This is a genomic window from Mycobacterium sp. NGS68, from assembly GCF_059812195.1.
Window position 1 is genome coordinate 181,227 of sequence record NZ_JCALCE010000002.1, and the last position, 22,482, is coordinate 203,708.

13 protein-coding genes are annotated in these 22,482 nt (G+C 68.6%); 10 read left to right on the plus strand and 3 right to left on the minus strand.

Annotated elements, in window-relative coordinates; genetic code table 11:
• Positions 1-21 precede the first annotated feature (21 nt).
• From AC5Y5V_RS03800 to AC5Y5V_RS03830, 7 genes are all read left to right on the plus strand, one after another.
• Positions 22-2,397, plus strand: a complete 2,376-nt coding sequence (locus tag AC5Y5V_RS03800) for a CaiB/BaiF CoA-transferase family protein (RefSeq protein WP_499931271.1) — start codon at positions 22-24, stop codon at positions 2,395-2,397.
• Positions 2,398-2,413: 16 nt separating this feature from the next.
• On the plus strand, positions 2,414-2,632 hold the full coding sequence (locus AC5Y5V_RS03805) for a ferredoxin (RefSeq protein WP_499931272.1): 219 nt from the start codon (positions 2,414-2,416) through the stop codon (positions 2,630-2,632).
• Between the two features lie 140 nt (positions 2,633-2,772).
• Positions 2,773-3,891, plus strand: a complete 1,119-nt coding sequence (locus tag AC5Y5V_RS03810; protein WP_499931273.1) for a Rieske 2Fe-2S domain-containing protein — start codon at positions 2,773-2,775, stop codon at positions 3,889-3,891.
• A 16-nt stretch (positions 3,892-3,907) separates the two neighbouring features.
• Positions 3,908-5,518: an AMP-binding protein gene (locus tag AC5Y5V_RS03815; protein WP_499931274.1), complete on the plus strand. Its 1,611-nt coding sequence runs from the start codon at positions 3,908-3,910 to the stop codon at positions 5,516-5,518.
• A gap of 60 nt (positions 5,519-5,578) precedes the next feature.
• Entirely contained in the window at positions 5,579-6,004 is a 426-nt protein-coding gene (locus AC5Y5V_RS03820; protein WP_499931275.1) for a nuclear transport factor 2 family protein, read from the plus strand.
• An 82-nt stretch (positions 6,005-6,086) separates the two neighbouring features.
• Complete coding sequence (locus tag AC5Y5V_RS03825) at positions 6,087-6,560, plus strand: FAS1-like dehydratase domain-containing protein (protein ID WP_499931525.1); 474 nt, start codon at positions 6,087-6,089, stop codon at positions 6,558-6,560.
• 5 nt (positions 6,561-6,565) lie between these two features.
• Complete coding sequence (locus tag AC5Y5V_RS03830) at positions 6,566-7,003, plus strand: MaoC family dehydratase (RefSeq protein ID WP_499931527.1); 438 nt, start codon at positions 6,566-6,568, stop codon at positions 7,001-7,003.
• On the opposite strand, the gene AC5Y5V_RS03835 is transcribed toward AC5Y5V_RS03830, so the two are convergent.
• Entirely contained in the window at positions 6,975-8,516 is a 1,542-nt protein-coding gene (locus tag AC5Y5V_RS03835; RefSeq protein WP_499931276.1) for an aldehyde dehydrogenase, read from the minus strand. The two genes, AC5Y5V_RS03830 and AC5Y5V_RS03835, sit on opposite strands and share 29 nt — an antisense overlap.
• A 24-nt stretch (positions 8,517-8,540) precedes the next feature.
• Between AC5Y5V_RS03835 and AC5Y5V_RS03840 the strand changes: the two genes are divergently transcribed.
• On the plus strand, positions 8,541-9,890 hold the full coding sequence (locus tag AC5Y5V_RS03840; protein WP_499931277.1) for a lipocalin-like domain-containing protein: 1,350 nt from the start codon (positions 8,541-8,543) through the stop codon (positions 9,888-9,890).
• Here the strand turns inward: AC5Y5V_RS03840 and AC5Y5V_RS03845 are convergent.
• Both AC5Y5V_RS03845 and AC5Y5V_RS03850 read right to left on the minus strand, forming a co-directional pair.
• The gene (locus tag AC5Y5V_RS03845) at positions 9,876-11,024 is read right to left on the minus strand and encodes an aromatic ring-hydroxylating oxygenase subunit alpha (protein WP_499931278.1); all 1,149 of its coding nucleotides are present in this window, start codon (positions 11,022-11,024) and stop codon (positions 9,876-9,878) included. The two genes, AC5Y5V_RS03840 and AC5Y5V_RS03845, sit on opposite strands and share 15 nt — an antisense overlap.
• Positions 11,025-11,430: 406 nt before the next feature.
• The gene (locus AC5Y5V_RS03850) at positions 11,431-11,730 is read right to left on the minus strand and encodes an MmyB family transcriptional regulator (RefSeq protein WP_499931279.1); all 300 of its coding nucleotides are present in this window, start codon (positions 11,728-11,730) and stop codon (positions 11,431-11,433) included.
• A gap of 188 nt (positions 11,731-11,918) precedes the next feature.
• Between AC5Y5V_RS03850 and AC5Y5V_RS03855 the strand changes: the two genes are divergently transcribed.
• Entirely contained in the window at positions 11,919-12,641 is a 723-nt protein-coding gene (locus tag AC5Y5V_RS03855) for a DUF1906 domain-containing protein (RefSeq protein WP_499931280.1), read from the plus strand.
• 590 nt (positions 12,642-13,231) lie between these two features.
• The gene (locus AC5Y5V_RS03860; protein WP_499931281.1) at positions 13,232-22,468 is read left to right on the plus strand and encodes a fatty acid synthase subunit beta domain-containing protein; all 9,237 of its coding nucleotides are present in this window, start codon (positions 13,232-13,234) and stop codon (positions 22,466-22,468) included.
• Positions 22,469-22,482: the final 14 nt, after the last annotated feature.

The following is a 22,482-nucleotide window of genomic DNA, read 5'->3' on the forward strand; positions in this document are numbered from 1 at the left end:
AGTAATGGTATAAATAGCCGGGTGAGTCGCGGTTCCGACAGCCGGCCGACGCCGCTCGACGAACTGCGCGTCGTCGAGATCAGTGACCGCATCGCCGGCAGCTATTGCGGGAAACTCTTGGTCGACGCCGGCGCGGATGTCCGCAAAATTGAGCCGCCGCAAGGGGACCCGCTGCGACGCTGGTCGGCCACCGGCGAAGCGGTGCCACCCCCGCAGGATGCGCCGCTGTTCAGCTACCTCAACGCGGGCAAGCGCAGCATGGCGTGGCCCGCCAATTCCGATCGGCTGCGCGCCGAACTCGCCGCGGCCGACGTCGTCGTCGTCACCACGGGCCCGTCGCAGGCGGCGGCGCTGGGCATCGACCCGCGGCGCTTGCTGGCCGACGACGCCCGCACGATCGTCGTCACGATCTCCGACTTCGGCTGGACGGGCCCCTGGGCCGACCGCGCCGCCAGCGAATTCACCCTGCAAGCCTGGTCCGGCTCGCCGGGGTTTCGCGGCGATCCCGCGGGGCCGCCCATCGCGATCGGTGGCGACCTGGGGGAGTACATGGGCGGGGTGTGCGCCGCGTTCGGGGCGCTGGCCGTGCACCGCCGCGTCGAGCGCGGCGGCCCCGGCGAGCATCTGGACCTCTCCATGCTCGAGGCGATCACGATGATGCAGAGCAGCGAATGGCTGCATTCCCAGCTGCTGCAGGTGCCGCCGATCCGTCGCACGCTGGAAGTGCCCTCGATCGAACCGGCGAAGGACGGCTACGTCGGGATCACCATGGTCACCGGTCAGCAGTGGCTGGACTTCACCGCGATGGTCGACTGCCCGCAGTTCGAGGAGATCGAACAGCTGCGATTCCAGATCGGCCGCTGGGCCTACCGCGATTTCATCCGCGACCACATCGGCCCGTGGATGGCCGAACGGACCGTCGCGGAGATCGTCGAGCTCGGTCAGCTGTTCCGATTGCCCATCGCGCCGCTGGGCAACGGTTCCACGATCGGTGACATGGAGTACGTGACCGAGCGCGGGGTGTTGATCCCCAACCCAGCCGGTTTCCATCAACCCCGGCCGCCCTGGCTGATGTCCCGATGTTCCCCCGCGCCGCTGGGCAGTCCCACGGATGACCACGAATCACTCTGGCCTGAAAGGGAATCCGGTGGCGAACCGGCACCGCCGGCGGCGCCGCTTCGCGGGGTGCGGATCGTCGACCTGACCGCGTTCTGGGCCGGGCCGGCGGCCACCCACCTGCTCGCCGCGTTCGGCGCGGACGTGGTCAAGGTGGAATCGATCCAGCGTCCCGACGGCATCCGTTACTCGGGCGGCATGCGCAAGGACGTCGACGACTGGTGGGAGTACGGCTGGGTGTTCCACGCGATGAACACCAACAAGCGTTCCGTCACGCTGGATTTGGGCTCCGAGGATGGTCGCCGCCTGTTCAAGACCCTGGTCGCTGGGGCGGACGTGGTGATCGAGAACTTCTCGCCCCGGGTGATGGACCATTTCGGGCTCACCGCCGACGTGCTGCTCGAGGTGAACCCCAAGCTCGTCGTCGCCCGGATGCCGGCGTTCGGGTTAGGCGGCCCGTGGCGCGAGCGGGTCGGCTTCGCGCCCACTATGGAGCAGATCGCCGGCTTGGCGTGGGTGACCGGGCTACCCGAGGACCCGCCCGTGACGCCCCGCGGGGCATGCGATCCGCTGGCCGGCGCGCATGCCGCATTCGCGGTGCTGGCGGCGTTGCACTTCGCCGAGCGCACCGGTACCGGACAGCAGGTCGAGCTGCCGATGATCGAGACGGTGCTGAACGTCACCGCGATACAACCGATCGAATACGAGGTCTTCGCCGTGACGCTGAGCCGTCGGGGCAACCGGGGTCAAGGCCGGGTCATCCAGAACATCTACCGGTGTGGCGGCGAGGGGGATGACTGGATCGCGGTCACCGTGCGCGACGACGGTCAGTGGCACGCGCTGGTCGAGGTGATGGGCCGTCCGGCCTGGTGTGACGACGGCGTGTCCGCCGTCGCCGGGCGGCACGAGCGGGCCGACGAGATCGACCGACGGCTGCGCGAGTGGTTCGCCGGGCAGCCGCTGGACGCGACGGTGCAGCGGCTGGCCGATGCGGGCATACCCGCTGCCCCGGTGGTATCGCCGTCGCTGGTCACCGAGAACCCGCAACTGCGTCACCGGGGATTCTTCGAGCAACTCGACCATCCCAGCACCGGGCCCGGCCTGTACCCGTGTCCGCCGTTCGCCCGGCTGTCCGGCCAGAGCCGGTGGCTGAACCGCCCGCCGCCGCTGTTGGGCGAGCACAATGAAGAGGTGCTGCGCGAGGAGTGCGGGCTGACCGCGGCAGAGCTGACGGACCTGGCGGCCAGTGGGGTCATCGGCACTAGGCCAATGGGCGCTTAGGAAGTGAGGAGCTGCAATGCGCGTAATCGTCGATGCGGACATGTGTGAGGCCAACGGCTTCTGCGAGTCGATCGCCGCCGACATCTTCGAGCTCGGTGACGAGGATGTCGTGCAGATCGTGGAGGGCTCGAAAGAACAAGTGCCGCCGGACCGGGAGATCGACGTCCGGGCCGCCGTGGAGCAGTGCCCGCGGGCTGCGCTGAAAATCGTCGAATCTGTTGTGCAACAAGGATAATCGCAAGGAATTCGCGACGGGGACCGCCCGGGCTCGGGTGGGCGGCCGGGCCTGCGTTGACGTTCTATGCTTAAAATAGTAAAAATAGGCAAGGTCGTCGAACCGCGGTGGCGCTTGGCCGCGTGGGAAACGGAGTTCTCGTGACGCATACCATCTCGGACCCTGCTGCGGCCGAAGACCCTTCGGAGAGGGAGTTCGGTTCGGGTATCGCCCTGTCGAAGTACCGGTTCCCGACGGGTTGGTTCATCGTCTCCTTCGCGTCTGACCTGGCCCCCGGCGAGGTCAAGCGCGTGCACTACTTCGGCGAGGAGCTGGTGCTGTTCCGCACCAAGTCCGGCAAGGTCCACGTGCTCGACGCGTACTGCCAGCACCTCGGCGCCAACATGGGCGTCGGCGGCACGGTGGAGGGCGAACACATCGTCTGCCCCTGGCACGGCTGGCAGTGGCGGGGCGATGGCACCAATGCGCTGATCCCCTACAGCAAGATCGGCTGCAAGAACAACGTCCGCATCCGTACCTACCCCACGGAGGAGTGGTACGGCTTCATCCTGGTCTGGCACGAGCGGCACGGCCGGGCGCCGTACTGGCAACCCCCGGTGTTGCCCGAGCTGGAGACCGACGAGTACTACCCGCTGCACCCACACAGTCGCATGCTCAACCGGGTCAAGGTGCACGCCCAGATGATCATCGAGAACGCCGCCGACCCGTACCACGTGCAGTACGTGCACAAGGCGGCGAACCCGGCCAACACCACGTCGTTCGAGGTTGCGGGGTACCACCTGCACGCCACGGTCAGCGCCCACTTCGGCGGCGGTCGCGAGTCGACATGGTTGACGCCCGACGGGCCGGTCGACGCAAAGATCATCTACGACAACTACTCGCTGGGACTGGGCATCGTCCGGTTCCCCAGCGACCTGGTGGCGACCATCGAGGTGACCGGCCAGACGCCGGTCGACGAGGACTACACCGACTACTTCTACACCCAGGCCTCCATCCGCGAGCCCGGTGACAGCGGCGACGTGCCGACCGGCCGTGCGGCCAAGTTCCTTGCGCTGCAACAGGAAGTCATCAAGCAGGACTTCTTCACCTGGGAGAACATGAAGTACCTGGAGAAGCCGAACCTGGCGCCCGAGGAGGCGCACGACTACGCAGCCCTTCGGCGCTGGGCGCATCGCTTCTACCCCGGTCAGCAGCCCGCGCCGGGCGACTTCGGATACACCGCCGACGGCGAGCCGGACCCGGCGGCCGCTCGAGCCTGAGCCGAAGCCGGGCCCGATGACCGCCGTCCGGAGCGAGCCCCTGGGGCCGTCCGATTTCGCCGTCGATCGGTTCAGCGTGCCGGCAGTGCTGGATCGACGGGCCGAGCAGCATCCCGACCGGGTGATGATGTCGATCGCCGGGACCGACGTCACCTTCGAGCAGATGCGGCAGCGGTCCTGCGCGGCGGCGAACCTGCTGACGGATCTGGGCGTCGGGCGCGGCGAGGTTGTCGCGCTGTTCACCGCCACCTGCTGCGAATGGGTGTACTTCTGGCTCGGCGCCGCTCGCATCGGCGCGGTGAGCGCGGCGGTGAACGCCGCCAACAAGGGCGACTTCCTGCTGCACACCCTGCGGCTTTCCAAGGCCAAGGTGATTGTCACCGACGCCGAACGAAAACCCCGGGTCGACGAAGTCGCCACCGGCTTGGCTGCGCTGACCGATGTTGTGACGCTGGACGATTCGCTCGATGCCGTGCTGAATCGGCCGGCCGACCGGTGCCCGGCCGAGCGCGTCGGCGACGTGGCCGGGGTGGGGGCGTTGTTCTTCACGTCGGGCACCACCGGGCCGTCGAAAGCGGTTGCCACCACGTGGCATTACCTGTTCTCGGTGGCCGCGATGGCCGCATCGGCGTGGGAATTCGGCGCCGGCGAGGCGTTGTGGACCGCGATGCCCCTGTTCCATCTCAGCGCGGCGCCCGTCGTGCTGGCGCCGCTGCTGGTCGGCGGCACAACTGTGCTGGCCGCCGCCTTTCACCCGACCGAGGTCTGGGACGACGTGCGTGCCCACGGCGCCGTCGGCTTCGTCGGCGCGGGTGCGATGGTGTCGATGCTGCAGAACCTGCCCCCCGATCCGCGCGACGCGCAGCTGCCGTTGCGGTTCATCTCCGCGGCGCCGATCGACGCGCACTCCTATCGAGCGATCGAGCAGCGCTACGGCTGTCGCATCGTCACGATGTACGGTATGACGGAGGCGTTCCCGATCGCCGTCAAAAGTGTTGCCGAAGAAGGTGTTCCGGGCACCTCCGGGCGGCCGAACCCGAACTTCGAGGTACGCATCGTCGACGCGGACGGCACCGGCCTGCCCGACGGCACGGTGGGAGAGATCGCTTGTCGGCCGCGCTACCCGCACATGATGAGCGACGGCTACGTGAGCCCCGACGAATCGCCGGGGTTGTGTATCGATCCGCATCCGGAGTGGTTCCGCACCGGCGATCTGGGCCGGCTCGACCCTGGCCCGGGCGGGGACCGCCATCTCACCTATGTAGACCGCGTCAAAGATTCGCTGCGGCGCCGGGGCGAGAACATTTCGTCGGTCGAAGTCGAAACCGTGGTGTTGCGCCATCCGTCGGTGGCCGAAGCGGCGGCGGTCGGAGTGCCCAGCGAGTTGGGTGAGGACGACATTCTGCTGGTCGTCGCGCTGCGCCCCGGCGCGGAGCTGGATTACGCAGGGCTGCTTGACTTCTGCGCCGCCCGCATGCCGTACTTCTGCGTGCCACGATTCATCGAGACCGTCGATGAACTTCCGAAGAACGGTATCGGAAGAATACGTAAAGACATATTGCGAAATCGGGGCTTGAAAAAAGGGGTGTGGGATCGCGAAAAATGCGGATATGTCGTCGGTCGGTAGGTTACGTTAATGTTACGTACGCCGTTTTCTCGTGCACTTCCGAAAGGTCTGGAGAGCTAGATGACCATGAGCTATCAGGAACAGCAGATGCTCCAGGCCGCGATCGGCCGCGCTGCCATCCTGGATCTGAACGCCCGGCACAACCGGGCCTACTCCAACGGCGACCGCGCGCGTTGGATCGCCACGTTCCGGCACGCCGGCGCCAGCTACACCCGCGACGGTGAGCTGTACCCCGACCTGCGCTCGGCGTTCGACGGGGGAGACGGACAACGCCTGATCACCGTCGACCACGAGATCCACGTCGACGGCGTGAACGCCAGCCAGCGCTGTGTCGCGGTGCTTTTCGCCGCGGCGTACGGGGACACTACGCTGCGGGCCACCGGGACGTTCCGGGACGAGCTGACCTACGAGCGCGGCGGCTGGTACTTCACCTCGCGGGTGCTCGCGTGGGACTCGGTGCCCAGCCGACACCCGCTCGTCATGTAAGCGGCTCCCATACGTGGATTCGGACACCCCGGCCCAGGTCGGCTATCAGCTCGCCTTCGGCACGTACGAGGATGCGCTGCGGATGGTCGGTGTGGCGAGCGAACCCCGGACCGCGCGTGTCGCGGTGAGCGGCGCTCGCATTCAGCTGTTCGCCGCGATGGTCCGCGACGGCAATCGGTCCTATTGGGACGCCGAGTACGCGCGGCAAAAGTGGGGCGGTTTGCTGGCCCCGCCCGCTCTGTTGATGGGGTGGCTGATACCGCCGCCGTGGGAGCCGGGCGGCCGCACACCGGCGGCTTCCCTGGTGCTGCGGGTGCCACTGCCGGGCACCACGTTCATCAACGCGGCCAACGATGTGGAGTTCGTGGAACCGATCGTCGAGGGTGATGTGCTGACGGTGGTCGGGGAGCTGGCGTCGGTGTCACCGGAAAAGCGGACGCGGCTGGGAGTCGGCCACTTCGTCGAGACGCTGGAGACCTACCGCCGCCAGGACGGCGTCGTGGTGGCCCGGTGCCGAAACACGTTGTTCCGCTTCACGCCCGAGCCGCCGGCGTGACCGCCATGGATCTGCGCTGGGACGACGTCGAGGTCCCCGTCGAGCTGCCGGAAGTGACGGATGAGATCACTTACCAGCGGGTCGTGGAGAACGCGGGGGCGACCTGGGACTACTTCCCGGGTCATTTCGACCCCGTGTACGCCCAGAGTCAGGGCAACCCGACGATCTACGTCAACACCATGCACCTCGCCGGTTTCGCCGATCGCGTCGCGACCGACTGGGCGGGCCCGGGCAGTCGTGTGGTGCGCCGTTCGATGCGCCTGGCCGGCTCGGTCTATGCCGGGGACACCATCACCGGCCGGGGCCGCGCGGTGGCCAAGCGGTGCGACACCGCGGTGCAGCCGCCCCGCTATCTCGTCGACATCCAGATCGAGGTGACCAATCAGCACGGCGTGCTGTGCTGCCCGGTGGAGCTCACCCTGCTGTTGCCCGAAGTCCGTTGAGCGGCGGCATCTTTCCGTTACACACCACCGACTGCAGCTCGACGTACTCGTCGATGCCCTCGGGCCCGAACTCGCGCCCGATCCCGGACTGCTTGAAGCCGCCGAACGGGCTGCTGATGTCGAGCATGTACATGTTGATCCCGTAGGTCCCGGTGCGCACACCGGCCGCGATCTCGAGGCCGTGGGCGGTGTCGGCGGTCCACACCGAACCGGCCAACCCGTAGTCGCTGTCGTTGGCGATCCGCACCGCGTCGTCCTCGTCCCGGTACCGCAGGACCGTAAGTACTGGTCCGAAGATCTCCTCCCGCGCGATGCGCATGTCGTTGGTGGCGTCGGCGAACAGTGTCGCCCGCACGTACCATCCGCGCTCGACGGGATCGTCGGCGCCCCCGACGACGATGCGCGCGCCCTCCTGCTGTCCGGACCGGATGTATTCCTGCACCCGACGCTGTTGCCGTTGTGCGACAAGGGGTCCGATGTCGGTCGCCTCGTCGGCGGGATCCCCGACGCGCAGGCCGCTCATCATCTCGGCGAGCGCGTCGACGACGTCGTCGTGCCGCCGCTCGCTGACCAGGATCCGGGTCTGAGCGACGCAGGCCTGGCCGTTGTTCATCAGTCCCGCGGTTTTCAAACCGGCGACGGTTTTGGCGATGTCGGCGTCGTCGAGGATGATCGCCGCCGATTTGCCGCCCAGTTCCAGGCTCACCCGTTTCAGCTGTTCGCCGGCCAGGGCGGCGATGCGGCGACCGGTGGCGCTGGAGCCGGTGAACGCGATCTTGTCCACCCCGCGGTGGCGCACCAGCGCCTCGCCGACGTCGGACCCGCCGGGCAGCACCGATACCACGCCGTCGGGCAGGCCGGCCTGTTCGATCATGTCGGCCAACCACAAAGCGTCCAAAGGAGTTTCGGGCGCCGGCTTGATGATCACCGAGCAACCGGCGACCAGCGCGGGGATCAGCTTGGGCATGATCAGACACTGCGGCACATTCCACGGCACGATCGCGCCGACCACGCCCACCGGCGCGCGGCGCAGGTGCGCCTCCCCGAGCACACCGCGTCGGCGTTCCACCCACGGGAAGTCGCGGGCGACCGCGAGGGTGAGGTGCATCATCGACGCCGCGCCGGCCGCCTGACCGAGCCGGCTGAAGCTGCGCGGCGAACCCATCTCCGCGGTGATCAGGTCGGCCATCTCGTCGATATGGCCGCCATAGATCGAGGCGAGCTCGGTCAGCTTCGCGATGCGGTCCGCGACATCCAGCCGCGGCCACGGTCCGTCGTCGAACGCCCGCCGAGCGGCCGTGACGGCGGCGTCGACGTCCTCGGGCCCGGCCAGCGGGGCATGGCCGATGGGTTCTTCGGAGTGCGGGGAGATAACCGCGAGCCGGCGGGGGATGGCCGGTTGGCGCCAACGTCCCCCGACGAATAGTTCGTCATAGCAACGTCGGCCGGGATTTTCCTTGATCGGAGTACACCTCGAGGCAGCGAACGGTAACTTCGCTATTGATGCTAACATAACCAAAAAAGCGCGAGGTCTGACATGAATGACGATTGGCGCAGCTATCCGTACCGGCTGGTGCCCGGCGACAGCTCGCTGGATTTTCCGGCCGCCGAAGGCGAACATCCCGACCAGGAATCCGACACCTGGTTCATCGCGGGCGAACTCGCGGCGTCCGAGACGGGGCGGTCGTTCGCGTTCCTGACCATCGTGAACAAGAACCGGCCCGGCGGGACGCTGGTCGCGGATTTCTACACGCTGGCGTTGTTCGACCTGGACACCGGCGACTACGGCACCTACACCGACTACGACATGCCCCCGGACAACATGAAACCGGGGGCGGTGCCCAAGTTGTCCATGGCCGCAGGGCATCTCGACCTCCAGTACCGCAGCGGCGCGGGCGTGGCGTCGTGGACCACCCTTCGATCCGACGACGCACTGTTGCCCTACACCTACCGGATCGGCCTGGTGGGCGAGGACCAGACCGGCAAACCCATGCGGCTGGACCTGGACGTGACTCCGACGCGGGCGCCGACACCGGTGGGCGCATCGACTTACAACGGCAAGATCGTCTGCTTCGGCCAAGCCGATACCTACTCGTATTTCCAGACCGGAATGGCGATGACGGGAACGCTGGGCTGGGGCGAGTTGACCGAACGGGTCACCGGCCGCGCCGGTCACGTCGACCGGCAGTGGTTTCCGAAGTACGCCGGCGGCGGGGACGGCAGCGCGCCGCGCACCAGGTCGCACGAATGGCGGACGATCAACTTCGACAATGGCGTCGACCTGAGCATCTGGCACCAGTTCGACCGCCTGAATGGCAATGCGCTGCAACCGTTCACCGGTCTGACGACGAGCTCGCCCGATCCGGCCGTGGCCCCGCGGTGCGCCGAGGATGTCGACGTCGAAGTGCGCAGCTACGTGAAGTGGCCGAACTCGATCCGGCCCCTGATGCGGCCGCCGGTGCTGGCGCGCTGGATGCCGGATCGGCACCGGATCACCTGTCCCTCATTGGGATTGGACATCGTCGGGGAGCCGCTGGTGGCCGCCCCGGCGCACGGCCTGCCGATCGAATACATGGAAGGGCCCTACCGCTACCGCGGCACCATGGGGGGCGAATCGGTGAGCGGCTTCGCGTTCAACGAGCGGTCGCTGGCACTGTACCGAGATTGGGAGCTCGTCGAGGTCCTCGCCACGACCGTCGCGAATCTCGACTCGCCCGCACCGGATCTGCAGGGCTTGGCCGATCGGGTGGTGCCGTTGGTGGCTGCCGGCCGGCGCTCCGACGCGGTTGCGCTGCTGGCCCGCGTGAACACCGAGAATGAAACGCTGACAACCATTCTCGAGGATCTGGTCACCGCATTCTCCGAGCCCGAGTCAGCCAACGGCTGACGCCGCGATCGCCTGCTCCCAGGTGATGTGGCGATGCTGCAAGCCGGGCTCGTTGCGGCCGAATACCAGCTTCTCCCGTGCGCCCGACTCGAGGTTGGCCTGCAGTGTCTCGACCAGCCGGTAGTCCTCGTCGCGCACCGTGGCATGGGCATACTCGAACACCGCCTGCGCGCCCGCGGCCATGGACTCCTCGGACAGGTCGAGTGGCGTGGAGTTCTGGTGCACGGTGATCGACCGGCCGGGCCGGTCGCCAGGGTAGACCCGGAACAGCTCGCCGTTGGCGATCGTCACCGACAGCACGATGTTGGGAAACAGCGCGTAGATCACCACCATGCTGCGGAACGGTTCCCACTGTTCTTCGGGGACGTGGTCCAGGTCGAGGATGCCGTTGAGCGGGAAGATCAGCCGGTGGTGCGGCCCGTAGGAGTCGAAGACCGTGCAGTTGCTGCGGGCGATGGTGGCAAAGGTCTGTCGATGCACGGTCGCGAAGTGGTAGTTCTCCGCGAAGGTGTCGACGGCCAGCTTCCAGTTGATCGGGCAGTCCAGCACCTTCTCGCCCAGCGGAGACCATCGTCCGATGCCCCACGAGTCGAGCTCCTCGGCCAGCGGGCCCAGGTGCGCCGCGACGTCCAAGGCGCCGCCGGGTTTCAGTGCCACCCAAAGGAACCCGGCGTATTCGGTGGCCGGCAGTTCGGTCAGACCGTCGGATTTCAGCGTCACGTCGGGGAAGCCCTCGCGCCCGGGCAACCCGATCAGCCGGCCGGTGTTGTCATAGGTCCAGGCGTGGTAGGGACAGGTGAACCGCTTCGCGGTGCCGCAGCCGGTCACGACCTGCGACTGCCGGTGCAGGCACACGTTGTCGAACGCCCTGACCGTCCCGTCCGACGTCCTGGTCAGCAGGATCGACCGGCCCATCACCGACTTGGTGCAGTAGGTGCCCGGCCCCGGCAGCTCGGAGACGTAGCCGACCAGCTGCGGGCTGGCCAGCACCATGGCCCGGTCGCGATGGTGTCGCTCGACCGACGTGTACTCCAGCGCGTCGACGGCGTGCTGGGACGGCGCCAGGTCGGTCGTCTTGTCGCGCGCCAGCTTCAACGCGCGGCGGGTCAGGTCGATGAGTTGGTCGTGATCCATCGCAGCCCCCGTTGCAGTGCGGCCCTGCCGCGTCTTGCAGCTCTGACGCTAATTTTATTAACTTTATAGTAAAAGCGAGATCGGGCCAATAAGGCCCGGCTCACGGGGTGTTTCTGGCGGCGAAGTGCAGCTGGCGCGGCCGCGGGGTTCTCCGCGCAGACGTCCAGCGGGCCCCCAAAGGTCGCGATGGTGCTGACGAAGTGCAGTTCGGCGCCGTCGACCGTCGCCAGCGGGAACGGCACGTACAGCTCGCGGGCTGGCTCAGTCCGGTCTGCCGCTGCCGGAGCCGGCGGCCGGTAGCCGGCGAGTTCGCGGTACAGCCGCTCGATGTCGGGCGACGCGGTGGCGACGGCGGCTCGGCGCAGGAGTCGCCGGGACAGGCCGCCGGGGTGCAGGCACAACCGCATCATGTTGATCGGCGGGCGCAGCAGCTCCGCGGGGCGGCATGGTCGTCCAGCCCCTCGTCCAGCACCACGCAGCCCGCGTTAGCCGCGATCAGGTTCCAGGAGGAGTCGGTGACGACGGCGGGATACTGCGCGTGGGCGGCCAGCACGGAGTCGATCGCCGCTTGCACCGGCCGCATCTTCGCGGCGTCCAACGGGTGTTCACCGTAGGCGGGGGCGTAGCGGCCGTCGAGCAGCAGCTGATTGCACGCGGTCAGCGGGAGGTCCAGCGACTCACCGATGCGCAGCAGCAGGGCTTGCACGCCATCTAAGCGTGCGTCGCTTGTGTCAGCCTGCGGAAGGGGTCACGGTGGGCGGCTGGGGCACGCCGTCACCGCAGCCTCGGCGCCGTCATCGCGGGCTCGACTAGGATCGCGTTGCCACAACGTGATACACATGTGATTGCTGAGGTCAGTGTGTCAGTTGGTGTTTGTGTCTTACCCTGTCAGCTGTGTCGGTGTCGCGGCGTGACGTGCTGAGATTCGCGGCCGCGACGCCGGGGCTGTTTGCGCTGGGGGTCGCGGGCGCGTCGTTGGTTGCCGCCCCGGTGTCCGCGGGTTCACTGGGAACGCTGCTGGACTACGCCGCCGGAGTCATTCCCGCGCACGAGATCAGGGCCGCCGGCGCGGTAGGCGCCATCCGGTACGTTTCCGATCGGCGCCCCGGCGGCAACTGGATGCTCGGCAAGCCGATCCTGGTCAGCGAGGCGCGCGACCTGAGCGGCAGCGGACTCAAGCTCGTGTCCTGCTACCAGTACGGCAAGGGCAGCACGTCGGACTGGCTGGGCGGCGGCGCTGCCGGCACGCGCCACGCCCAGCGCGGGATGGAGTTGCACGCGGCGGCGGGCGGTCCCGCCAGCGCGCCGATCTACGCCTCGATCGATGACAACCCGACGTATGACCAGTACAAACAGCAGGTGGCGCCGTACCTGCGGGCCTGGGAATCAGTCGTCGGGCACCAGCGCACCGGTGTATACGCCAACTCGAAAACCATCGACTGGGCGCTGCACGACGGCCTGGGCTCCTACTTCTGGCAGCACAACTGGGGCTCGCCCAAGGGGTTCGCGCATCCGGCCGCGCACCTGCACCAGGTCGAGATCGACAAGCGCTCGGTCGGCGGGGTCGGGGTCGACATCAACGAGATACTCAAGCCGCAATTCGGGCAGTGGGCCTAGCGGGATCGACGGCCTCCAAGACCTCTGCTGGTCCGATGCCGTCCGGCAGGCCGCTGCGGACCGCCCCCTGTGTCCCGAGTTCCAGCAAACACCCGTTCGCTCAAAATTGGGTGCCGACGACTTTGCCGGAACGGCGGGTGCCCGCGTGACCGTCCCCGGAGCCTGCGCGGGCCCGAAAAATTTCCGGAATTTTTTAATGTAACGATTGCATAACAATACTGCCTTGATCAGCGCAGTTGTAGCTACTCGACCGTAACCACCTGCATGCAGGACGTTTGTCCTAGACGCCCGCGCGCTGCGTTTGACGTGGTGTTACCCACGACACGGTTACGCATGAGTAGAACTCGCCAGTAACCATTCGCAACGCGCAGTAGCGATAAATCCTTATGACACCCTTATGTGAGCCGGTGCAGTCGGCGGAGCCGCTCGAACCCGCGGTCGGCCCGCCGTCAACCCGCCGGTCAACCGAGTTTTAGGGCGCCGATTCAATGCTGAATCGACGACGCCCGCCCGCCAGCGCTGACCGGCCCGGACGGAAACGCCAAGAAAACGCCAAGAAAACGTTTAGACGCGACAGGGGAGATGTAGAGGTGACGATCTACGAGCACGATCGAGTGTCCGCTGACCGTGACGGGAGTGGTCCCCACAGCGCCCACGCTCTGGTAGATCGTCTGGCGGCCGGCGAGCCGTATGCCGTCGCGTTCGGCGGCCAGGGCAGTGCCTGGCTGGAGACCCTCGAAGAACTGGTGTCCTCCGCCGGGATCGAATCCGACCTGGCAACGCTGGCCGGCGAGGCCGAGCTCCTGCTCGAGCCGGTGGCCAGGGAGCTGGTCGTGGTCCGTCCGGTCGGTTTCGAGCCCCTGCAGTGGGTGCGCGCGCTCGCCGCCGAGGAATCGGTGCCGTCGGACAAGCACCTGACGTCTGCCGCCGTGTCGTTACCCGGCGTCCTGCTCACCCAGATCGCCGCCATCCGCGCTCTCGCGCGTCAGGGCATGGACCTCGTCGCCACCCCGCCGGTGGCCGTCGCGGGGCACTCCCAGGGCGTGCTGGCCGTGGAGGCGCTCAAGGCCGGTGGAGCGCGTGACGTGGAGCTGTTGGCGTTGGCCCAGCTGCTCGGTGCCGCCGGAACACTGGTGGCGCGGCGCCGCGGAATCTCGGTCCTCGGCGACCGCCCGCCGATGGTCTCGGTCACCAACGCTGATCCCGAGCGCATCCAGCGGCTGCTCGACGAGTTCGCGCAGGACGTCCGCACCGTGCTGCCGCCCGTGCTGTCCATTCGCAACGGCCGCCGCTCGGTCGTCATCACCGGTACGCCCGAGCAGCTCTCGCGCTTCGAGCTGTACTGCCGGCAGATCTCCGACAAAGAAGAGGCCGAGCGCAAGAACAAGATCCGTGGCGGCGACGTCTTCGCGCCCGTCTTCGATCCGGTGCGGGTGGAGGTGGGTTTCCACACCCCGCGGCTGGCCGACGGCATCGACATCGTCGGGGGCTGGGCCGAGAAGGTCGGCCTCGACGTCGCGTTCGCGCGCGAGCTGGCCGAGGCCATCCTGGTAAACAAGGTCGACTGGGTCGACGAGATCACCCGGGTCCACGAGGCCGGCGCGCGCTGGATTCTCGACCTGGGTCCCGGCGACATCCTGACCCGGCTGACAGCGCCGGTGATCCGCGGCCTCGGCGTGGGCATCGTGCCGGCGGCGACCCGCGGTGGCCAGCGCAACCTCTTTACCGTCGGCGCCACGCCCGAAGTGGCCCGCGCCTGGTCCAGCTACGCGCCGACGGTGGTGCGCCTGCCCGACGGCCGCGTCAAGCTGTCGACCAAGTTCACCCGGCTCACCGGCCGGTCGCCGATCCTGCTGGCGGGCATGACCCCCACGACGGTCGACGCCAAGATCGTCGCCGCCGCGGCCAACGCCGGCCACTGGGCCGAGCTGGCCGGCGGTGGACAGGTCACCGAGGAGATCTTCGCGGGCCGCATCAAGGAGCTCTCCGGACTGCTCGAGCCCGGTCGCACCTACCAGTTCAACACGCTGTTCCTGGACCCCTACCTGTGGAAGCTGCAGGTCGGCGGCAAGCGGCTGGTCCAGAAGGCCCGCCAGTCCGGTGCGGCCATCGACGGCGTGGTGGTCAGTGCCGGCATCCCGGACCTCGAGGAAGCCGTCGAGCTGATCGAGGAGCTCAACGACATCGGCATCAGCCACGTCGTGTTCAAGCCCGGCACCATCGAACAGATCCGGTCGGTCATCCGCATCGCCACCGAGGTGCCCACCAAGCCGGTGATCATGCACGTCGAGGGTGGGCGCGCGGGTGGACACCATTCGTGGGAAGACCTCGACGATTTGCTGCTGGCCACCTACTCGGAGTTGCGGTCGCGGTCCAACATCACGGTCTGCGTCGGCGGCGGCATCGGCACGCCCGAGCGGGCGGCCGAATACCTCTCCGGGCGCTGGGCGCAGGCGTACGGCTACCCGTTGATGCCCATCGACGGGATCCTGGTCGGCACCGCCGCGATGGCGACGCTGGAATCCACCACGTCGCCTTCGGTGAAGCGGATGCTGGTCGAGACCCAGGGCACCGACCAGTGGATCAGCGCCGGAAAAGCCCAGGGCGGCATGGCCTCCAGCCGCAGCCAGCTCGGCGCCGACATCCACGAGATCGACAACAGCGCCTCGCGGTGCGGCCGCCTGCTCGACGAGGTGGCCGGCGACGGGGACGCGGTCGCCGAGCGCCGCGACGAGATCATCGCCGCGATGGCCAATACCGCCAAGCCCTACTTCGGCGACGTCGGCGAGATGACCTATCTGCAGTGGCTGCAGCGATACGTCGAACTGACCATCGGAGAAGGCGATTCGACCGCCGACACCGCGTCACCCGGCAGCCCGTGGCTGGCCGACACCTGGCGTGACCGGTTCGAGCAGATGCTGCAGCGCGCCGAAGCGCGGTTGCACCCCAAGGATTCCGGCCCGATCGAGAGCGTGTTCAACGAGGCCGAGCTGCTGGAGAACCCCAAACAGGCCATCGCCCGGCTGCTTTCGCACTACCCCGACGCCGAGACCGTGCAGCTGCACCCGGCCGACGTGCCGTTCTTCGTCACGCTGTGCAAGACGCTGGGCAAGCCGGTGAACTTCGTGCCGGTCATCGACAAGGACGTCCGGCGCTGGTGGCGCAGCGACTCGCTGTGGCAGGCGCACGACGCCCGCTACGACGCCGACCAGGTGTGCATCATCCCCGGCACCGCCGCCGTCGCCGGAATCACCCGGGTGGACGAGCCCGTCGGCGAACTGCTGGACCGGTTCGAGCAGGCCGCGATCGACGAGGTGGTCGCCCGCGACGGCGAGCCGCGGGACGTAACCTCGCGCCGGCTGGGCCGCCCGGATGTGACCGGGCCGCTGGCCGTCGTGCTCGACGCACCCGATGTGCTGTGGGCCGGCCGCACCGCGACCAACCCCGCGCACCGGATCGCCGACCCCGCCGAGTGGCAGGTGCACGACGAGCGCGGAAACCAGCGCGCCACCCATTCGTCGACCGGCGCGCGGCTGCAGGTGCAGGCCGACGGCCACGTGGTGTTGAGTGTTCCGGTCTCCGGCACCTGGATCGACATCCCATTCACGTTGCCCGCCAACACCGTTGACGGTGGCATTCCGGTGGTTTCCGTCGCGGACGCGAGCGCCGCCATGCGCTCGGTGCTGGCGATCGCCGCCGGTGTCGACGGCCCGGAGAGCCTGCCCGAGGTGACCGACGGGGCCGCCACCGTGACGGTGCACTGGGATCCCGAGCGGGTCGCCGACCACACCGGCGTCACGGCCACCTTCGGCGAACCGTTGGCGCCGAGCCTCACCACCGTGCCCGACGCGCTGGTCGGCCTGTGCTGGCCCGCGGTTTTCGCGGCGATCGGCGCTGCCGTCACCGACGCCGGCGTGCCGGTGGTGGAGGGCTTGCTGAGCCTGGTTCACCTGGACCACGCCGCCCACGTGGCCAACAAGCTGCCCACCGTGTCCACCGAATTGTCCATCACCGCAACGGCTTCCAACGCCATCGACACCGACATGGGCCGGGTGGTCCCGGTCTCGGTGCAGGTTGCCGACGGTGACGGCAACCCGGTGGCCACGCTCGAGGAGCGGTTCGCGATCCTGGGCCGCACCGGTGCGGCGGAACTCACCGATCCCGTCCGCGCCGGTGGTGCCGTGTCGGAGAACGCGACCGACACGCCGCGTCGTCGTCGCCGCGACGTCCGGCTCACCGCGCCGATCGACATGCGCCCGTTCGCGGTGGTGTCCGGCGACCACAACCCGATCCACACCGATCGCGCCGCCGCGCTGCTGGCGGGCCTGGAATCGCCCATCGTGCATGGCATGTGGCTGTCGGCCGCCGCGCAGCACGCGGTCACCGCCACCGACGGTCAGGCCCGGCCGCCCGCGCGTCTGGTCGGCTGGACGGCGCGGTTCCTCGGCATGGTCCGTCCCGGCGACGACGTGGACTTCCGCGTCGAGCGCGTCGGAATCGACCAGGGCGCCGAGGTTTTGGAGGTTTCTGCGAAGATCGGTTCGGATCTGGTGATGTCCGCCTCGGCGCGGCTGGCCGCCCCGAAGACCGTCTACGCCTTCCCCGGCCAGGGCATCCAGCACAAGGGCATGGGCATGGAAGTGCGTGCCCGCTCCAAGGCGGCCCGCAAGGCGTGGGACGCGGCGGACAAGTTCACCCGCGACACGCTGGGCTTCTCGGTGCTGCACGTGGTGCGCGACAATCCGACCAGCCTGATCGCCAGCGGCGTGCACTACCACCACCCCGACGGCGTGCTGTACCTGACGCAGTTCACCCAGGTCGCGATGGCGACGGTCGCCGCCGCGCAGGTCGCCGAGATGCGTGAGCAGGGCGCCTTCGTCGAGGGCGCGATCGCGTGCGGCCACTCCGTCGGCGAATACACCGCACTGGCCTGCGTGCTGGACGTCTACGAGCTGGAAGCCCTGCTGGAGACGGTGTTTCACCGCGGATCGAACATGCACGACATCGTGCCGCGCGACGAGCTGGGCCGGTCCAACTACCGCCTGGCCGCGATCCGGCCCTCGCAGATCGACCTCGACGACGCCGACGTCACGGCGTTCGTCGCCGAGATCGCCGACCGCACCGGGGAATTCCTCGAGATCGTGAACTTCAACCTGCGCGGCTCGCAATACGCGATCGCCGGCACGGTTCGCGGGCTGGAGGCCCTCGAGGCCGAGGTGGAGCGGCGCCGCGAGATCACCGGCGGCAAGCGCTCGTTCATCCTGGTGCCCGGCATCGACGTGCCGTTCCACTCGCGGGTGCTGCGGGTCGGTGTCGCGGAATTCCGCCGCTCGCTGGACCGCGTCATGCCGCGGGGCAAGGACCCCGAGCTGATCATCGGGCGCTACATCCCCAACCTGGTGCCGCGGCCGTTCACGCTGGACCGCGACTTCATCCAGGAGATCCGGGACTTGGTTCCCGCCGAGCCGCTCGATGAGATCCTCGCCGACTACGACACCTGGCTGCGCGAACGGCCGCGTGACATGGCGCGCACGATCTTCATCGAGCTGCTGGCCTGGCAGTTCGCCAGCCCGGTGCGCTGGATCGAGACCCAGGACCTGCTGTTCATCGAGGAGGCCGCCGGCGGCCTGGGTGTGGAGCGCTTCGTCGAGATCGGGGTGAAGTCGTCGCCGACGGTCGCGGGCCTGGCGACCAACACCCTCAAACTGCCCGAGTATGCCCACAGCACAGTGGAAGTGCTCAACGCCGAGCGCGACGCCGCGGTGCTGTTCGCCACCGACACCGATCCCGAACCGGACCCCATCGAGGAGGAGCCGGTGGCCGAGGCCGAGGCCGCCGCGGCCGGCGCACCGGAAGCGGCCACGGCCGCTCCCGCGCCGGCGGCGCCAAGTGGCGCGGCGCGGCCGGAGGACATCGGTTTCGACGCGGCGGACGCCACGTTGGCGCTGATCGCGCTGTCGGCCAAGATGCGCATCGACCAGATCGAGGAGTTGGACTCCATCGAGTCGATCACCGACGGCGCGTCGTCGCGACGCAATCAGCTGCTGGTGGACCTGGGCTCCGAGTTGAACCTGGGGGCCATCGACGGCGCCGCCGAGGCCGACCTGGCCGGGCTGCGGTCCCAGGTGACCAAGCTGGCGCGCACCTACAAGCCTTACGGCCCAGTGCTTTCCGACGCCATCAACGATCAGCTGCGAACGGTCTTCGGGCCGTCGGGTAAGCGGCCCGCCGCCATCGCCGAGCGGGTCAGCAAGACCTGGGAGCTGGGCGAGGGTTGGACCAAGCACGTCACGGTCGAGGTCGCGCTGGGCACCCGCGAGGGCACCAGCGTCCGCGGGGGCGCCCTGGGGCACCTGCACGAGGGCGCGCTCGCCGACGCCGCCTCGGTTGACAAGGCAATCGACGCCGCGGTCACGGCGGTCGCCGCGCGCCGCGGCATCGCGGTGGCTCTGCCGTCGGCCGGGGGTGGCGGCGGTGCGACCGTGGATGCGGCCGCCCTGTCGGAGTTCACCGACCAGATCACCGGCCGCGACGGCGTGCTCGCCTCGGCGGCCCGCCTGGTGCTGGGCCAGCTCGGCCTGGACGACCCGGTCAGCGTGGCGGCGGCGGCCTCCGACGCCGAGCTCATCGACCTGGTGACCGCTGAATTGGGTTCGGACTGGCCACGTTTGGTGTCGCCGGTGTTCGACGGCAAGAAGGCCGTCGTGTTCGACGACCGCTGGGCCAGCGCCCGCGAAGACCTGGTGAAGCTGTGGCTGGCCGACGAGGGTGACATCGACGCCGACTGGGTGCGGCTGTCGGAACGCTTCGAGGGCGCGGGTCACGTCGTCGCGACCCAGGCCACCTGGTGGCAGGGCAAGGCCCTGGCCGCGGGCCGGCAGATTCACGGCTCGCTCTACGGCCGGATCGCCGCCGGCGCCGAGAACCCGGACCCCGGTCCGTACAGCAAGGAAGTCGCCGTCGTCACGGGCGCCTCGAAGGGCTCGATCGCCGCGTCGGTGGTCGCCCGCCTGCTCGACGGCGGCGCCACCGTCGTCGCGACCACGTCCAAACTCGACGACGAGCGGTTGTCCTTCTACCGCGAGCTGTACCGCGACCACGCCCGCTTCGGCGCGGCGCTGTGGGTGGTGGCGGCCAACATGGCGTCCTACTCCGACATCGACGCCCTGGTCGACTGGGTAGGTAACGAGCAGTCCGAAAGCCTTGGGCCGCAGTCGATTCACATCAAGGATGCGCAGACCCCGACGCTGCTGTTCCCGTTCGCCGCACCGCGCGTCGTCGGCGACCTCTCCGAGGCCGGTTCGCGCGCCGAGATGGAGATGAAGGTGCTGCTGTGGGCCGTGCAGCGGCTGATCGGCGGACTGTCGAAGATCGGCGCCGAGCGCGACATCGCGTCGCGGCTGCACGTGGTGCTGCCGGGCTCGCCGAACCGCGGAATGTTCGGCGGTGACGGCGCGTACGGCGAAGCCAAGTCGGCGCTGGACGCCGTGGTGAGCCGTTGGCACGCCGAGTCTTCCTGGGCGGCCCGGGTCAGCCTGGCGCACGCGCTGATCGGCTGGACCCGCGGCACCGGGCTGATGGGTCACAACGACGCCATCGCCTCTTCCGTCGAAGAGGCCGGTGTCACCACGTACTCCACCGACGAGATGGCCGGCCTGCTGCTGGGCCTGTGCGACGTGGAGTCCAAGGTCGCCGCCGCCAACTCGCCGATCAAGGCCGACCTGACCGGCGGACTGGGCGAGGCCGACATCGACATGGCCGAGCTGGCCGCCAAGGCCCGCGAGGAGATGACGTCCGAGGCCGCGACCGAGGAGGCGGCCACCGAGGGCGTCATCGCGGCGCTGCCGTCGCCGCCGCGCGGATTCTCGCCGGCACCGGCTCCGGAGTGGGACGACCTCGACGTCGACCCCGCGGATCTGGTGGTGATCGTCGGCGGCGCCGAGATCGGCCCGTACGGATCGTCGCGCACCCGGTTCGAGATGGAGGTCGACAACGAGCTGTCGGCGGCCGGGGTGTTGGAGCTGGCCTGGACCACCGGCCTGATCCGCTGGGAGGACGACCCGCAACCCGGTTGGTATGACACCGCATCCGGCGATCTCGTCGACGAGGCCGAACTGGTGGAGCGCTACCACGACGCCGTCGTGGAGCGAGTGGGCGTCCGCGAGTTCGTCGACGACGGCGCGATCAACCCCAACGAGGGGTCCCCGCTGCTGGTATCGGTGTTCCTGGAAAAGGACTTCTCGTTCGTCGTCTCCTCGGAGGCCGACGCCCGCGCGTTCGCCGAGTTCGATCCGGAGCACACGGTCATCCGTCCGGTGCCCGACTCGAGCGACTGGCAGGTGATTCGCAAGGCCGGCACGGAGATTCGGGTGCCGCGCAAGAACAAGCTGTCGCGGCTGGTCGGCGCCCAGGTCCCGACGGGGTTCGACCCCACGGTGTGGGGCATCAGCCCGGACATGGCGAGTTCCATTGACCGCCTTGCGGTGTGGAACATCGTGGCGACGGTCGACGCATTCCTGACCGCCGGCTTCAGCCCGGCCGAGGTGATGCGCTACGTGCACCCGAGCCTGGTGGCCAACACGATGGGCACCGGCATGGGTGGTGGCACGTCGATGCAGACGATGTACCACGGCAACCTGTTGGGCCGTAACAAGCCGAACGACATCTTCCAGGAGGTGTTGCCGAATATCGTTGCCGCGCACGTGGTCCAGTCCTACATCGGCAGCTATGGCGCGATGATCCACCCCGTCGCCGCATGCGCGACGGCCGCGGTCTCGATGGAGGAGGGCCTCGACAAGATCCGGCTGGGCAAGGCCGAGCTGGTGGTGACCGGTGGCATCGACGACCTGACGCTGGAAGGCATCATCGGCTTCGGTGACATGGCGGCCACCGCCGACACCGGCATGATGCGCGGTCGCGGCATCCACGACTCGAAGTTCTCCCGGCCCAACGACCGGCGCCGGCTGGGCTTCGTCGAGGCGCAGGGCGGCGGCACGATCATCCTGGCCCGCGGCGACCTGGCGCTGAAGATGGGGTTGCCGGTGCTCGGTGTCGTGGCGTTCGCGCAGTCGTTCGGCGACGGCGTGCACACCTCGATCCCGGCCCCGGGGCTCGGTGCGCTGGGGGCCGGCCGCGGCGGCAAGGACTCGCCGCTGGCGCGGTCGCTGGCCAAGCTGGGCGTCGGTCCCGACGACATCGCGGTGATCTCCAAGCACGACACCTCGACGCTGGCCAACGACCCCAACGAGACGGAGCTGCACGAGCGGCTGGCGGACTCGATGGGCCGTTCACCGGGTGCGCCGCTGTTCATCGTGTCGCAGAAGAGCCTGACCGGTCACGCGAAGGGCGGCGCCGCCGTCTTCCAGACCATGGGGCTGTGCCAGATGTTGCGGGACGGCGTGATCCCACCCAACCGCAGCCTGGACTGCGTCGACGACGAACTCGCCGGCTCCGCCCACTTCGTGTGGGTGCGGGACACGCTGCGGCTCGGCGGGAAGTTCCCGCTCAAGGCCGGGATGCTGACCAGCCTGGGCTTCGGGCATGTGTCGGGTCTGGTCGCGCTGGTGCACCCGCAGGCGTTCCTGGCCTCGCTGGATCCCCACCAGCGCGCGGACTACCAGCGTCGCGCCGACGCACGCCTGTTGGCGGGCCAGCGCCGGCTGGCGTCGGCCATCGCGGGTGGTGAGCCGATGTATCAGCGGCCGCCGGACCGTCGCTTCGACCATGGCACGCCGGAGAAGCGGCAGGAGGCGACGATGTTGCTGAACCCGGCCTCGCGGCTGGGCGGCGGCGGTCTCTACGGGGCTGATGAGGCCCCTGCCGAATGATTTCGACCATCCAC